The organism is Neobacillus sp. 114 (assembly GCF_030127045.1).
Taxonomy (GTDB): domain Bacteria; phylum Bacillota; class Bacilli; order Bacillales; family Cytobacillaceae; genus Neobacillus; species Neobacillus rhizophilus.
In genome coordinates this window covers 1,612,944-1,627,515 of record NZ_CP126144.1, presented here as the reverse complement: position 1 = coordinate 1,627,515, position 14,572 = coordinate 1,612,944, and the positions used below count along the sequence as shown (strand labels likewise).

The 14,572-nt window shown below is 41.3% G+C and carries 13 protein-coding genes and 1 tRNA gene; 2 read left to right on the top strand and 12 right to left on the bottom strand.

The window, feature by feature from the left end; genetic code table 11:
* Window positions 1-31: 31 nt before the first annotated feature.
* The 6 genes from QNN06_RS08080 to queG form a co-directional block, all read right to left on the bottom strand.
* Window positions 32-880, bottom strand: a complete 849-nt coding sequence (locus tag QNN06_RS08080) for a MurR/RpiR family transcriptional regulator (RefSeq protein WP_284037377.1) — start codon at window positions 878-880, stop codon at window positions 32-34.
* A 189-nt stretch (window positions 881-1,069) separates the two neighbouring features.
* Window positions 1,070-2,239: a sporulation protein YhbH gene (yhbH, locus tag QNN06_RS08075; protein ID WP_213116799.1), complete on the bottom strand. Its 1,170-nt coding sequence runs from the start codon at window positions 2,237-2,239 to the stop codon at window positions 1,070-1,072.
* A gap of 367 nt (window positions 2,240-2,606) precedes the next feature.
* Window positions 2,607-4,502, bottom strand: coding sequence for a PrkA family serine protein kinase (locus QNN06_RS08070; protein ID WP_213116800.1), 1,896 nt, complete (start codon window positions 4,500-4,502; stop codon window positions 2,607-2,609).
* Between the two features lie 318 nt (window positions 4,503-4,820).
* A complete protein-coding gene (gene trmL, locus QNN06_RS08065) occupies window positions 4,821-5,294 on the bottom strand; it encodes a tRNA (uridine(34)/cytosine(34)/5-carboxymethylaminomethyluridine(34)-2'-O)-methyltransferase TrmL (RefSeq protein WP_284037376.1) in 474 nt (157 codons plus the stop codon).
* A gap of 59 nt (window positions 5,295-5,353) precedes the next feature.
* Window positions 5,354-6,247, bottom strand: a complete 894-nt coding sequence (locus tag QNN06_RS08060; RefSeq protein WP_284037375.1) for an amidase domain-containing protein — start codon at window positions 6,245-6,247, stop codon at window positions 5,354-5,356.
* Window positions 6,248-6,541: 294 nt separating this feature from the next.
* Entirely contained in the window at window positions 6,542-7,672 is a 1,131-nt protein-coding gene (queG, locus tag QNN06_RS08055) for a tRNA epoxyqueuosine(34) reductase QueG (RefSeq protein ID WP_217033085.1), read from the bottom strand.
* A gap of 109 nt (window positions 7,673-7,781) precedes the next feature.
* Between queG and QNN06_RS08050 the strand changes: the two genes are divergently transcribed.
* The gene (locus QNN06_RS08050) at window positions 7,782-8,453 is read left to right on the top strand and encodes a B3/B4 domain-containing protein (RefSeq protein WP_217033087.1); all 672 of its coding nucleotides are present in this window, start codon (window positions 7,782-7,784) and stop codon (window positions 8,451-8,453) included.
* A 66-nt stretch (window positions 8,454-8,519) separates the two neighbouring features.
* Here the strand turns inward: QNN06_RS08050 and QNN06_RS08045 are convergent.
* Window positions 8,520-8,593 (bottom strand) — tRNA-Gly (locus QNN06_RS08045).
* Window positions 8,594-8,854: 261 nt separating this feature from the next.
* Between QNN06_RS08045 and QNN06_RS08040 the strand changes: the two genes are divergently transcribed.
* Entirely contained in the window at window positions 8,855-9,817 is a 963-nt protein-coding gene (locus QNN06_RS08040; RefSeq protein ID WP_217033089.1) for an NAD(P)H-dependent glycerol-3-phosphate dehydrogenase, read from the top strand.
* Window positions 9,818-9,955: 138 nt separating this feature from the next.
* On the opposite strand, the gene QNN06_RS08035 is transcribed toward QNN06_RS08040, so the two are convergent.
* The 5 genes from QNN06_RS08035 to QNN06_RS08015 form a co-directional block, all read right to left on the bottom strand.
* A complete protein-coding gene (locus QNN06_RS08035; RefSeq protein ID WP_217033144.1) occupies window positions 9,956-10,882 on the bottom strand; it encodes an alpha/beta hydrolase in 927 nt (308 codons plus the stop codon).
* A 499-nt stretch (window positions 10,883-11,381) separates the two neighbouring features.
* Window positions 11,382-13,052, bottom strand: a complete 1,671-nt coding sequence (locus tag QNN06_RS08030) for an FAD-binding dehydrogenase (RefSeq protein ID WP_217033091.1) — start codon at window positions 13,050-13,052, stop codon at window positions 11,382-11,384.
* Window positions 13,053-13,175: 123 nt separating this feature from the next.
* Window positions 13,176-13,394, bottom strand: a complete 219-nt coding sequence (locus tag QNN06_RS08025; protein ID WP_284037374.1) for a hypothetical protein — start codon at window positions 13,392-13,394, stop codon at window positions 13,176-13,178.
* A 206-nt stretch (window positions 13,395-13,600) separates the two neighbouring features.
* Window positions 13,601-13,981 (bottom strand): PaaI family thioesterase, encoded by a 381-nt coding sequence (locus tag QNN06_RS08020; RefSeq protein ID WP_284037373.1) that lies wholly within the window; start codon window positions 13,979-13,981, stop codon window positions 13,601-13,603.
* A gap of 144 nt (window positions 13,982-14,125) precedes the next feature.
* Window positions 14,126-14,503, bottom strand: coding sequence for a RidA family protein (locus tag QNN06_RS08015; RefSeq protein ID WP_217033097.1), 378 nt, complete (start codon window positions 14,501-14,503; stop codon window positions 14,126-14,128).
* Between the last annotated feature and the right edge of the window lie 69 nt (window positions 14,504-14,572).

Here is a 14,572-nt window from a genome sequence, read left to right as displayed (position 1 = left end):
TCGACATCTCATTTCTAATTTCTGCTCGCAATCATTCACTAAAAACATTAAAGCTTGAATACATTTCTTCTAATTTTTGCTGATGGGCCCGAATCCGCTCCGTGTCTTTTTCGTGAATACCTTCAATAATTAAATCAACCAAACTAATGACCGACGCAATAGAATTGCTGCCGGTTTGGACATTTTCTTCTGTTGTCAGGACAATATCGGAAATTCTCCCAACTGGGGAAAGCATCCGGTCTGTCACCGTAATTAAACAAATTCCATTTTCCGAAACATACTCAGCCATCTTCATAGTTTGAGTGGAATACCTTGAAAAGGAAAATACTACAGCAACAGAATCTTTAGTCAGATTAGATAATTTCTCTATAAAGTCCCCTGTTGGAGAGCATAAGTCTACATGGTCTCTGATCGATCCAAGCATATAGGAAAACCAATAGGCAGCAGCGTGGGATAGCATATGCCCGGCGATTAACACTTGATCTGCCTTTATAAGTGCATCAACCGCTTTCCAAATCTCCTGTACATTTCTTCTATTAATCAATTGTTTTAAAATTTGAATCTCGTTTAAGATGACTCTTTTAAAAGGATCGCTAGAACCAATTTGCATAATGGTATGTTCGCTAATGGCAGCTTGATTTTCGCGGAGCAGCTCTTCTTGAATGACAGCCTGCATCTCACTAAAGCTTTCAAAGCCCAATGCATACGAAAGGCGGATCACTGTGGTTTCACTCACTGCTGCTTGACGGCCAATTTGAAAAGCCGTTTTAAAGGCAGCTTGGTTAAGATGTTCAATCAGGTAATTAGCCACTTTTTTTTGACCTGTTGATAAATCAGGGAATTTTTCTTTAATCCTTTGTTTAAATGATTGTGAGTTCATTCCATCACCTCACTAGAAAAACGAAGGTAATCCTTCATTTATATTATTTGTTGCAGGAAATCCTTTATTTAAGATTACACTATCACAAATTCGTCAAAATTTAAAGGAGAATTTTAATTGTTTGGATAATTCAAAAACCCACTACATCTCGTTGCACGAAAAAAGGCAGGTGTCGGCACCTGCCTTTTTTTATGCAAATACTTCGTTCTCCTCTTTTTGGAAGAAGCTTTTCATAGCGTGGAATACGTCTGCTTTCTGCTTGAGGATATAGTGGCGGAAATGCTCATCTTTGATGTTTTTGTAGGCGGACATTAGAGTAGAATGACGGTTGTATTGATTAACTTCTCCATAGCCAAACATATTGGATACTTTCATTAATTCCTCCACCAGCTTTACGCAGCGCGCATTATCTGATGTGAGATTATCTCCGTCTGAAAAGTGGAATGGATAAATATTATACTTGCGTGGATTGTATTTCGTTTCGATAATCTCAAGAGCTTTTCTATAAGCAGAGGAGCAGATCGTTCCGCCGCTTTCCCCTTTCGAGAAAAAGTCCTCCTCAGATACGACCTTCGCCTCGGTATGGTGGGCAATAAATTCAATTTCGACCGTTTCATATTTTGTCCGTAAGAAACGGGTCATCCAGAAGAAGAAACTGCGTGCCATATACTTTTCCCATATTCCCATCGAACCGCTTGTATCCATCATCGCTAGCACCACAGCCTTAGAATCCGGCTTCACCACTTCATTCCAGGTTTTAAATTTCAAATCTTCCTTGTAAATAGGATGGAAAGCCGGTTTCCCGCTCATCGCATTCCGCTTAAAAGCAGTCATCATCGTCCGCTTTTTATCGATATTTCCCATCAGCCCTGTTTTTCGGATATCGTTGAATTCAATGTTTTCAACGAGATGTTCCTGGTCTTCTTTTTTCTTTAAATTTGGCAGCTCCAATTGCTTGAAAAGGGCTTCTTCAAGCTCCATTAGAGAAACCTCCGCCTCAAAATAGTCCTCTCCCGCCTGGTCGCCGGCACCCTGCCCTTTGCCTGGACCTTTTTGGCCGCTGTTTGATCCATCACGCGCCACAACGTCCCCTACTTGACTCTCACCGTCACCTTGGCCCACGTGTTTGTTTTTATCATAATTATATCGAATTTTATATTCGTCCAAAGAACGTATCGGAATTTTTACCACATCTCGACCGTTAGACATGATAATACTCTCTTCTGTAATTAGATCTGGTAAATTATTGCGAATAGCCTCTTGGACTTTTTCCTGATGGCGCTGCTGGTCATCGTGGCCTTTACGGTGGAGGGACCAATCTTCTTTCGAAATCACAAATTGATGGTTATTTACAGACATTGAAAACCCCTCCTTAAAATGAAATCTTTCAATTAATCACACATTTTTATCAAAAAACATACAATAACGAGAATGGAAAAATGAAGAGAAATATGGATTACTTTATCCTATGCAGAAAGGGAGAATAATTTACAAATTATTTTGACAATTGGTTCGTTCGCCTATGAAAATGGACGAGCCGAAAAGAAAAACGGATGCGCCTTGACCAGGGGCGCAAGGCTACAGACGAGCCGGCGAGAAGGCTGTTTTTTAGCCTTCTTGACGGATTGGCTGTAGACCTTCGAGCCCTAGGCGCTGTAACTGGACAATTTTCAAAGTTAAGTGAAAAAAACAGACTGGCAGAATAACATCCACCAGTCTTTTAACCCTACCTATTTAATAAACTGCCGACATACCGTAATAGTTCATTTGCGGATGTTGAATTGTATCCATGCTCATCAATTAAGCGGGCGACAACCTCGTTAATTTTCTTCAGCTGCTGCTCATCCGGCGTTTTGGTTGAAGTGGTAATCTTCACTACATCTTTCAAGTCGGCAAACAGCTTCTTCTGGATCGCTTCACGAAGACGGTCATGGGAATTATAATCGAACCGTTTACCCTTCCTTGCAAAAGCAGAAATTCGAATTAAGATTTCCTCACGGAAGGCCTTCTTTGCATTCTCCGAAATGCCAATTTGTTCTTCAATCGAACGCATCAGCTTTTCATCCGGATTGATTTCTTCCCCGGTTAACGGATCGCGCAGCTTGGCTTTGTTGCAATAAGCCTCGACGTTATCGAGATAATTATCCATCAGCGTTTTCGCAGACTCTTCATAAGAATATACGAATGCTTTTTGAACTTCCTTCTTCGCAATATTATCATACTCTTTACGTGCTAAAGAGATATAATTCATATAGCGCTCGCGCAGTTCAGCGGTAATTGACGGATGCTGGTCAAGACCATCCTTCAATGACCTCAATACATCCAATGCATTAATAGACGGCACTTCTTTTCTTATAATGGTTGAGGAAATTCGGTTGATGACGTAACGAGGGTCAATTCCGCTCATTCCTTCATCCGGATATTCCTTCTTAAGTTCATCCACATCGGCGGAATTAAAGCCTTCGACACTTTGGCCATCGTAAAGGCGCATTTTCTTAATGAGATCGATATCGCCTTTTTTCGGTTCCTTTAATCGGGTAAGAATCGTAAACATGGATGCTACCTTTAACGTATGCGGTGCAATATGAACATCGGAAACATCACTTTCACGGATCATTTTTTCATAAATCCGCTCTTCTTGGGAAGCCTTTAAGTTATACGGAATTGGCATTACAATAATCCGTGAATGCAAGGCCTCGTTTTTCTTGTTGGAGATGAAGGAGCGGTATTCGGTTTCGTTGGTATGGGCGACAATAAGCTCATCGGCACTGATGAGCGCAAATCTTCCCGCTTTGAAATTCCCCTCTTGGGTTAACGATAATAAATGCCAGAGGAATTTCTCATCACATTTCAGCATTTCCTGGAATTCCATCATCCCGCGGTTAGCCTTATTTAATTCCCCGTCAAAACGGTAAGCACGCGGGTCAGACTCTGAACCAAATTCAGCGATTGTTGAAAAATCAATGCTTCCTGTTAAGTCGGCAATATCCTGAGACTTTGGATCAGATGGACTGAAGGTTCCAATCCCGGTTCGCTTATCTTCAGAGAAAAAGATTCTTTCTACCAGAACATCTTCAATTCTGCCGCCGTAATCCTGCTCTAAACGCATCATATTCAATGGGGAAAGATTGCCTTCAATCCTGATTCCGTATTCGTCAAAGAAATCCTGCCTTAGATGATGGGGAATCAAATGGAGCGGATCCTCATGCATTGGGCACCCTTTAATGGCAAATACAGAGCCGCGATCCGTATGTGAGTATTTTTCTAAACCTCTTTTCAGCATGGTTACAAGTGTGGATTTTCCTCCGCTGACCGGTCCCATTAACAGCAAGATCCGTTTTCTAACATCAAGACGTTTGGCTGCAGGGTGGAAATACTCCTCTACTAATCGTTCTAATGCTTCCTCCAGACCGTATAACTGATTACTAAAGAAATTATATTTCTTCGTCCCGTTAACTTCTTCGATTCCGGCATCCTTTATCATATTATAAACTCGAGAATGTGCGGACTGTGCAACCCATGGCTTTTCCTTTAACAGCTCCAAATAATCGGCAAACGTTCCTTCCCAGCGAAGTTTCTCTTCTTCTTCACGAAATCTCTCGATTTTTTTTAAAATGTCCATAAGGCCCTCCCCCTGTAGTTTAATCAGAGACGATTAATATACTCTATGCACCTTAACAATCGAACATGCGTAACCAAGACGTATTACTCTTTTTCTTTTTCTTTTTTCACCAACTTGCCCTTTTCATTTTTGGAAGTTAGGCTATAATAATTATATGTGTATAAAATGAAAACTTGATTAAAGAAGGGGGATATACATAATGGGTACTTTTCTAATCATTTTAGTTATGATCGCATTTTTATCAGCTATTTTCACTGCAGGATTCAACGACAAACCAGGTTCGAATAAATAAAAAAAGACTGCTCCGGCAGTCTTTTTTTATTTAAGGTTTGGATAGTTTTGCTGGCGCAGTGCTTCATAAATGAGGATCGCTGCGGTATTGGACAGGTTTAATGAACGAACCTTGTCATTCATCGGAATCCTTAAAGCTGCGTCCTTATTTTTTTCAATGACCGCTTTTGGGAGACCGGTTGTTTCGCGACCGAAAATAAAATAATAATCTTTAGTGGTGTCGCTGTAGTCAAAGGTTGTATGCGGCTTCGTTCCGAATTTCGTTACATAATAAAATTCGCCGCCTGCATTTTTTTCGTAAAATACATCTAAAGAATCGTAGTAAACCAAGTTAACGAATTCCCAATAGTCTAGCCCCGCTCTTTTCAGCATTTTGTCTTCTAAAGAAAAACCTAATGGCCCGATTAAGTGTAAGTTAGTATTGGTGGCAGCACAGCTGCGCGCAATATTCCCGGTGTTGGATGGGTTTTCTGGCTGGTATAGGACAACGTGCACTGACATGAATTTCACCTCTTAAAAAACTCTAAAAGCTATTATACCACTTTTTCAAGAATGGGGCCTTAGCCGTCTATTATGGAATAAAACCTATACTTAATATTTGGCGTATAGGCGGAGGAATCTTCATATGCCCAGTACCGCTGCCGGCTGTTGTACGTATGGGCATTGACGAGCGGCATCCCGTATGCATCCCTGCCCGTTACGATCGTATTATGATTAAACCTGCCGTCCCCTTCAAAATCATAACAAATGATATCTCCCAATGTTAGCTGGTCGGGGCTTGATACCACTTGTGCTCTTAACCCAAGCTTGGATTGCGCGAAATACATTTTGAGCGAGTGGGCCACTGCCCAGCTGTAGCTCCAATTATGGCTTCGCAGCCACCAGCCTGTGCCGCGGTTTGGATAGCCCCGCATTGGAGCTTCCCCGGCATGAAGGCATTGCGAGATAAAGTTGGTACAGTCGTTTTCAAATTTTTTATAGGCGGGATTGTAGCTGTTCCACCAGCGCTCCGCGTATTGGACAGCTTGGAGTCGGTTGTATTGGTAGCTGATTCGTTCTTCATTGGGTTCTGGGGGCACTGCTTCGGATGGGGGCTGGTTTTCGGATTGATACTCCTGATATAATGGCGGGTGGATTTCTTCATCCATAATTAAAGCCCCGTGATAAAACTTTGCCATTCTTTCTTCGGTCTCTTCCTCAAGATATAAACTTCCTTTTTGTTTGATTAAATATTGATAATGGGCAAGGTATTTCACCTGCTGGAAATCGTCTTCATCGGTGGTGGTAAGAATTTTCCCGGACGCTTTCACCTTGACGATTTCTGCTGACCTTTTCGAGAGAGTATCCCGTTTCTGCACGGCTTTTGAAAAAAAGTCTTTGGCATTTCGCTGGTTTGGATTAGCAACGAATTGCTGGACCCTGAAATCAAAAAGCTTCTGAAGGGCATCACGCATTTGGCTTTTCACTCCTTTCACTTTCATACATATGAAAGGAAGCGGGATAAAATCAAGAGTTTGACAATTTTCGTTAGGGGTATTTAATTAATGGGGTAAATTTCCCTAATTGCGGGAACGATTTTGACGGGTCCACCTCTTATTTTGATGAAACGGGAAAAATAACAGGCCCTATTTTGACCAGGACACCTCAAATTTCATGAGGACGGTTAAAATAAAGGCGCTATTTTAACCAGTTCAGTCTACTTTACGAGGAAATGGTAAAAAGAGCAGAACCATTTATCTGCTCTTCCTTCATTTAATAAAATTCAACCCTTTTTCAATCTCATTCCGCACTTCGATATCTGCTTCATGGTCCAACGCTTTTACTAATGCTGCCTCTGCAGAGTCCCCGCCAATTTTGCCAAGCGCCCAGGCCGCTGTCCCTCTCGCAACGGGACTTGCCTCGTTTTCCAGAACTTCAATTAAATCATCAACTGCCGTCTCATCCTTAAAATGGGCCAGCGCAATCATGGCGTTCCGCTGAATCGGCTTCTTCCCTCTCCAGGATCCTGCCAAATAGCCAAAGCGATTTTTAAATTCGCGATTACTTAATTTTAAAATAGGCTTCAACAGCGGTTTTACAGCCTCTGGGTCCGGCTCCATTTCAGCATGAAAATGAAAGTTCTTTCCCTTGTTATGCGGGCACGCGGTCTGGCAGGAATCGCAGCCATAGATACGATTGCCGATTTTCTCGCGGAACTCGTCAGGAATAAATCCCTTCGTCTGGGTTAAAAAAGAAACACAACGCTGCGCGTTAATCTGTCCGCCTTGAATCAATGCTCCCGTCGGACAAGCCTCAAGGCATTTCGTGCAGGAGCCGCATTGGTCTTCGACTAAAGAATCCGGTTCAAATGGAATACTCGTAATCATTTCTCCTAAATAAACATACGAACCGAACTCCGGGGTAATAATGGCACAATTTTTTCCGCTCCAGCCAATTCCCGCCCGCTCGGCGACAGCCCGGTCCGAGAGCTCGCCTGTATCGACCATCGATTTCAGCTGCGCTTCTGGAACCTTCATTAAAATAAACTCCTCAAGCTTCTGCAGACGGTCTTTAATAATATGATGATAATCTTGGCCCCACGAAGCGCGGGCATAAATCCCCCGCCTTTCCCCCTTTTTGCTCTCCACACGGTATGTCATTTTTGAAGGGTATGCTAACGCGATCGAAATAATCGACTGAGCACCATTCATTATTAATGCAGGAGTGGTCCGTTTTTCAATATCCGGCTCTTCAAATCCTGATTGATATCCCAGTTCCTGCTGGCGGATTAAACGGTTTTTCAATTCCGTAAATGGGTCAGCAGTCGTGAAACCAATTTTATCGATACCGATTTCTTTGCTGTAAGCTATGATTTCTTGTTTTAATGTCTGAATGTCCATTTATTTGTACCTCCCTTCGTCCCTGTATTTATCTATTTGAAGTAATAAAATTATTATCAGCCATCTATCTATGATAAACTATTTTAAGGAAATTTTGGAGGTGGAAACGTTGGAAATTCAGGTTTCAACAGAGTTAACAGAACTGATACCCAATTTTAAAGTCGGGGTAATCGAATATAGCAATATAACAGTGGGCGAGTCGCCGCAGATGCTAAAAGGGCGGCTTCAGCTTTTTCAAGAATCAATTTTCTTTGACCTGGAAGAAAAAAGTGTCACCGACCTTCCCGGAATCCAGGAATGGCGGAATGTTTTTAAGAAGACTGGGAAGGATCCGAACCGGTATCGCCATTCGGCCGAAGCTTTGTTCAGAAGAGTAAAAAAGCAAAATTACTTTGCGTCCGGGCAGAGTGCGGTTGACTTATATAATTTTTTCTCGTTGCAATATCAGGTGCCGATTGGCCTTTATGATAGGGATTTATTGGAGGAACCAGTGGAAATCCGTATTGGAAGAGCGGGCGAGGATTATATAGGATTAAACGGCAGAAGCAATTCTCTCGAGCGACTTATTTTAACATCTGATGCAAACGGACCGTTTGGAAGTCCATTTGTCGATTCTGAAAGATCTGCCGTCACCACCGCAACTAAAAATGCTTTGCAAATCATTTACCTAAGACCATCAACTGATTTGGAAAACGCCAAAAAGCTAACAGAATCATTAATGAACATGTTTGTTCAAATACATGGCGGGGAAGCTTCCTATCGGATTCTCGGGAATTCCTAAGGAAAAATAATAAAACGCAGCGCAACGTTCTTTGCGAAACGGTACACTGCGTTGGTTACTATGTAATGGAGCGGGTGATGAGAATCGAACTCACAACAACAGCTTGGAAGGCTGTGGTTTTACCACTAAACTACACCCGCATATTAAAAAGTGTGAAATATTTTTGAACAAATCCGACCTTTATAATATTACATATTTCACAAACTATCGTCAAGAGAAAAACACGAATTTTGTCGAATTTTTTTCAAAGATGATGAAAAGAGACTCTGCAAAGCCAGAGATAAGCGATTCAAATCTTGCCTTCGCATGGGCTTTGAGATGATGGAGAGTAAAGATTCAAGAGATGGAAGGGCAATTTTAAAAGAGTAAATGATGAATTTTAAAAAAATGAGGGTGAAATATTGAATATTTCAGTTTTAGGTTGTGGGCGTTGGGGAACCTTTTTAGCTTGGTATGCTAATAAAGTTGGGCACAATGTTATGTTATGGGGGAGAGAAAGCTCCAGGAATTTTATTGGATTAAAAGAGACTCAAAAAAATGACTATCTATCTTTACCAGAGGATGTAGCACTAACTAATTCATTAGAAAAAGCTATATCATCTGCAGAAATAATAATTATTTCCATTAGTGCGCAAGAATTACGTTCATTTGCAAATCAATTAAGTACATTAAATACAATACAAGGTAAAACCTTTATTTTGTGTATGAAGGGGTTAGAAGCTAGTAGTGGAAAAAGACTTTCCCAAGTATTTGGAGAAGAGGTTGGAAAAAATGTAAATACTGCAGTATGGGTTGGACCTGGGCACGTACAAGATTTCGTGAGTAATATACCAAACTGTATGGTTATCGGTTCTGACAATATTGAAGTAACCAAAAAAATTGTCCAAGAGTTAAATAGTGATTTAATTAGGTTCTACTATGGGCAAGACCTTATTGGGAATGAGATTGGTGCTGCAGCAAAAAATGTAATGGGTATAGCAGCAGGAATGTTGGATGGGTTAAATTATAGCAGTTTAAAAGGTTCACTTATGGCAAGGGGAACAAGGGAAATCTCTCGGCTAGTTAGAGCAATGGGAGGAAATGATGTAACTGTATATGGATTAAGTCATCTGGGAGATTTTGAAGCAACGTTATTCTCTGAACATAGTCACAATAGAAAATTCGGTCAGTTATTAGTAGAAGGAAAAGAGTTTGGAAGATTAGCAGAAGGTGTTGCAACTGTAAGGGCATTGATGGAATTATCCAATCAGTATGACGTTCAACTCCCAATTTGTAATGCGTTATTTGAGATCATATTTGAGAATAAAAATGCAGAAGAAACATTAAAAGATTTATTTTTAAGACCTGTAAAATTTGAGTTTTAGTGGATGGGAAATGGCTCAGTATAGTTGAACTGAGCCATTTCTTTTAGTACAAAACACGGTACAAATTGGTTTGCATATTCGGCTGTTTTTTCGGGTTTTGCGATAGGGAACGGGACCAGTTACTAAATTATGGACTTATTAAATAAGTTTATGAATCCAGTTCACAACATCCGCGTGAACTTCGTCCCTATTGGTCTCATTCAATAGTTCATGGCGGGCATCTTCATATAATTTATAGCTTACATCAGCCAGCCCGGCCTGTTTATAGGCATTATAAGTTTTGATGACACCTTTTGAATTCGCGCCAACCGGGTCCTTACTTCCGGAAATAATGAAAATGGGCAGCATGGCTGGAACTGACCTTATGTTTTCAGGTTTATTGATGGTTTCCAGTCCGAGAAGCAGATCATGGAAAAAGCCACTTGAAAAAACACCGCCGCAATACGGGTCGGCCAAATATAAATCAACCTCTTGTTCATCCCTGCTTAACCAATCAAACTCTGTCCTGGCTGGACGAAACGCTTTATTATAGCTTCCGAAGGTTAAATTATTCATCAAAGGACTCGGTGTCCTGCTTCCTTTCGTTTTTTTCTCCCTAGAAGCAACCATTTTGCCGATTTTCCCAAGAAGACCTGGGTCGCCGCCTGTGCCGGAAAGAATCACCCCAGCTAGCCTGTCTCCAAATAATTGAATATAGCGTCTTGATAGAAAAGAACCCATACTATGCCCGAATAAAAAAACCGGCACATCTGGATTTTCTTTTTCGATGATGGTTGTCAGTGTTTGCATATCTTGGACTACTTTTTCAAATCCTTGCTCTTCGGCAAAATATCCGATACTGTTTGTCTGATTACCGGTTCTACCGTGACCGCGGTGATCGTTTCCGTAGACAAATATATTGTGGAAAACCAATTCCCTTGCAAACCTATCGTAACGCATTATATGCTCGGCCATACCATGTGAAAGCTGTACAATGGCACGAGGCTTTTCCTCGCTCCCCTTCACCCACTTGCTAGCATAGATTTCCACGCCATCAGTTGTTTGAAAAGCAAAATCTGTCTGCATTGCCACCGCAATCACTCCCATTCTTACAATTTTTATAAAAAAAGACTCACGCAATTACAGCTATAGCAATTGTGTGAGTCTCCAATTCTCCGTCACTTTCATTAACTTAATAAGAATATATAGGTGGACTTAAAATTTGTCAACGCTTACCTTTATTTAACTAGCAATCGTTAGTTCCGTAATATGGACTAATTCGACAATATATAAAGAGTCTATTTCTTTAATTTCGCAATAACCGGAAGTATACCTGTAGATAATTTCATAATCTTTTCCCTTGTATCTAACATGCGTATTTTGCTCCAATAGACTCACCTCAATAATATTTATTAAATTAGTTATATAATTTTTTTACTGAAGAAACTATAAGTCATTTATACATATTTTTTTATGCAGCTATTACTTTAGTATTATTTTCTATGAAAAATAATTGAAAATTTCGTTGTACATACAAAAAAACGTCTCTACCTTTTCGTAAAGACGTCCCTATCCATCTATTAATCTATGTTAATTCTGCAGCAATGGCCCTTCCCGCAACACGGCCAGTGAACAGACATCCGCCCAAAAAGGTCCCTTCGAGAGCACGATAGCCGTGGATACCACCGCCGCCAAATCCTGATACCTCACCGGCAGCATAAAGACCTGGAACCGGATTGCCCGATTCATTCAAAATCCTTCCTGATAAATCCGTTTGCAACCCGCCCAGTGTTTTCCGGCTGACGATATTCAGCCTGACGGCAATCAGCGGGCCGTTTTTCGGGTCGAGGATTTTATGCGGCGGAGCAACCCGGATTAGCTTATCTCCGATATAATGACGCGCCCCGCGCATCGCTGTAATCTGCAGGTCTTTCGTAAATTTATTATCGATTTCCCGATCCCGTGCCTGAATCTGGCGTTCGATATCCGCGAGATTCAATAAATTTTCCCCTGTCAGGTTATTCATTCCTTTGACGAGGTCAGCCAAGTTATCGGCGATGACAAAGTCCTCCCCTTTGTCCATAAAAGCTTTTACTGGAGCGGGTGCATCGCCAATTGCTCTGCCTAACACCTTACGAATGCTTTTTCCCGTTAAATCAGGGTTTTGTTCTGAGCCGGATAGGGCAAATTCCTTTTTAATGATTTTTTTCGTTAAAATAAACCAGGAGTAATCATAGCCTGTCTTTTTGATGGCTTCAAGGGTGCCCAATGTGTCGAAGCCCGGAAAGTTTGGCGCCTGAAAACGCTGACCACGAGCGTCCAGCCAAATGGAGGAAGGCCCCGGCAGAATCCGAATACCATGCTTGCTCCAAATCGGATTCCAATTCTTGATGCCCTCCGTGTAATGCCACATGCGGTCGCGGTTGACAATTCTGCCGCCAGCTTCCTCGGTAATGGCAAGCATCCGGCCGTCAACATGCGCCGGTACGCCTGAAAGCATTTGTTTAGGAGGCTCGCCAAGACTGCATGGCCAATTTTTTCGAATCAATTCGTGGTTACCACCAATTCCTCCGCTTGAAATTAATACGGCATGGGCACTGTATTCAAAGCTGCCTGCAACTTCCCTGCTGCTGTCCTCCCCGCGGGCGGCGGAACTAGGGACAAGAACAGAACCACTTACGCCTGTAACAGCACCGTTACTTGTTATGAGATTGTCCACCCGATGACGCGGAAGAAACTGAACCAGCCCATTTTTCATGTGCTCACGGACACGACGTTCAAATGGCTCCACAATACCGGGGCCTGTTCCCCAGACAATATGGAAGCGTGGGACCGAGTTTCCATGCCCATCAGCAAGATAGCCGCCGCGTTCGGCCCAGCCTACAACCGGAAAGAAGCGTACACCCAGCTCATGCAGCCACGCGCGCTTTTCCCTCGCCGCAAAATCAATGTAGGCTTCCGCCCATTTTCGTCCCCAATAATCTTCGTCTTCCTCCCGGTCAAATCCAGCCGCTCCCAGCCAATCCTGCCAGGCTAGCTCTTTGGAATCCTTAATCCCCATCCGCCGCTGCTCCGGGGAATCTATTAAAAACAGACCACCGAACGACCACCAGGCCTGTCCACCCATAGAAACTTCGGGCTCTTGATCCAAGAGCAGCACTTTTTTCCCGGCATCAGCGATTTCCGCCGTTGCTACTAGCCCGGCAAGTCCGGCACCTACCACAATTACGTCAAAATCCATTCCTTTTTCCTCCATCCCCATCCAACACCTGTTTAAATTTTCAGATAATGATATGTTACCATTTTTTTATTATTTTTTTAATCATCATCGAAAAATTTGTGGAGATGAAAACTTATTAGAGAAATCTTACTGTTAATTTTAATTGGCTATCCATTTGGTTAAATATTCCTTATCAACCAACCAGAAAAGGTATTCTAAATTATGGTTAATCGTTTCAAGTTTACCCTGACTCAAATTCTTCGGAAGCCCTGTAAGTTGATAATCTATTACCAATTTCCCACCTTTTTGAGTAACATCATTTACCTGCAGGCCTAAATCAAACAGGGCCTGATAGGTTGCTTCTTGGACAACATCCAAACATCTTCTTCGTTATGTACGTAAAGATAGGCCGTACGGTAGATTCTTTCATAATGTTGTTGTACTAACTTTTCAAAGGTGCTTTTATTGCAATTAAAATCCTAAGTTCAAAATGAATAAAAAGGGTGCCTTCTTTAAAGAAAGCACCCGATTAAAACAACCAAATTGGATTCATAAATAAAAGCCCTCTTGGGCTTCTTGTGGGCTTATTTTAGGTTTGTGCGAAATAGGATTGCTTTAGATTTTGCTACAATATCTTGTTTATCGTTATAAATCGAACACTCCGTATGTATTAAAGTTTTGCCTTGTTTTTCAATTTTGGCATTTGCCATCAAGTATGTACCAGTGGCGGGTTTCAAAAAAGAAACATTTAAATCAACGGTTACAGCTTGTTGTATACCGTCTTCAGTTGCTGGTAACAAGTTTGATACGGCTACATCAGCCAATGAAGAAATAATACCACCATGTATAACACCTGCACTATTAATGAATAGATCCTGAACTGGCAATATGATTTGCAAATTATCATCATCAATCTTTTTGTATTTCAAACCTAAAAATTCATCAAATGGCTGTCTTATAAACATCTGATACACCTCTTATATGTTAATTTTACGCTATATTACATATTCTTTTATGTTCTTAAACAATCCTGCCTCGTGTGTTCAATAAGAAAAAGGAAAGATTTATGGGGCTCTAGCTATTTTGATAGAGCCCTTTTTACCTGAATTTTATCTTCTAGCTATCATCTCGATTTCAACCTGTGCACCAAGAGGTAAGGATGCCACACCTATAGTGGTACGAGCAGGATATGGCTCAGAAAATTGTTTAGAATAAACCTCATTCATTGCTGAGAAATTATTCATATCAGTTAAGAATACATTCACTTTTTTAACATGATCAGGAGTTAAACCTGCTGCTTCCAATACATTGAATAGATTCTTAAAACATTGCTTTGTCTGTTCAGCAATATCACCTTCTACAAGCTTTCCAGTCTTTGAGTCTACTGGGGTTTGCCCAGATAGAAAGATTAAATCTCCCGCTTCAATTGCATGTGAGTAAGGACCAACAGCAACAGCTCCAGATGCACTAAAAGCCTTTCTTGGCATATCAAACTCCTCCTTTAAATATAAAGAAAAAAATAGGTATATGACGAAATTGTAAGGTATATGGAAGAT

Excerpts from the sequence above, each read along its gene's own strand:
- QNN06_RS08080 (WP_284037377.1), bottom strand. The coding sequence starts at position 880 with ATGAACTCACAATCATTTAAACAAAGGATTAAAGAAAAATTCCCTGAT.
- yhbH (WP_213116799.1), bottom strand. The coding sequence starts at position 2,239 with ATGTCTGTAAATAACCATCAATTTGTGATTTCGAAAGAAGATTGGTCC.
- QNN06_RS08070 (WP_213116800.1), bottom strand. The coding sequence starts at position 4,502 with ATGGACATTTTAAAAAAAATCGAGAGATTTCGTGAAGAAGAAGAGAAA.
- trmL (WP_284037376.1), bottom strand. The coding sequence starts at position 5,294 with ATGTCAGTGCACGTTGTCCTATACCAGCCAGAAAACCCATCCAACACC.
- QNN06_RS08060 (WP_284037375.1), bottom strand. The coding sequence starts at position 6,247 with ATGCGTGATGCCCTTCAGAAGCTTTTTGATTTCAGGGTCCAGCAATTC.
- queG (WP_217033085.1), bottom strand. The coding sequence starts at position 7,672 with ATGGACATTCAGACATTAAAACAAGAAATCATAGCTTACAGCAAAGAA.
- QNN06_RS08035 (WP_217033144.1), bottom strand. The coding sequence starts at position 10,882 with ATGCAGACAGATTTTGCTTTTCAAACAACTGATGGCGTGGAAATCTAT.
- QNN06_RS08030 (WP_217033091.1), bottom strand. The coding sequence starts at position 13,052 with ATGGAGGAAAAAGGAATGGATTTTGACGTAATTGTGGTAGGTGCCGGA.
- QNN06_RS08020 (WP_284037373.1), bottom strand. The coding sequence starts at position 13,981 with ATGTTTATAAGACAGCCATTTGATGAATTTTTAGGTTTGAAATACAAA.
- QNN06_RS08015 (WP_217033097.1), bottom strand. The coding sequence starts at position 14,503 with ATGCCAAGAAAGGCTTTTAGTGCATCTGGAGCTGTTGCTGTTGGTCCT.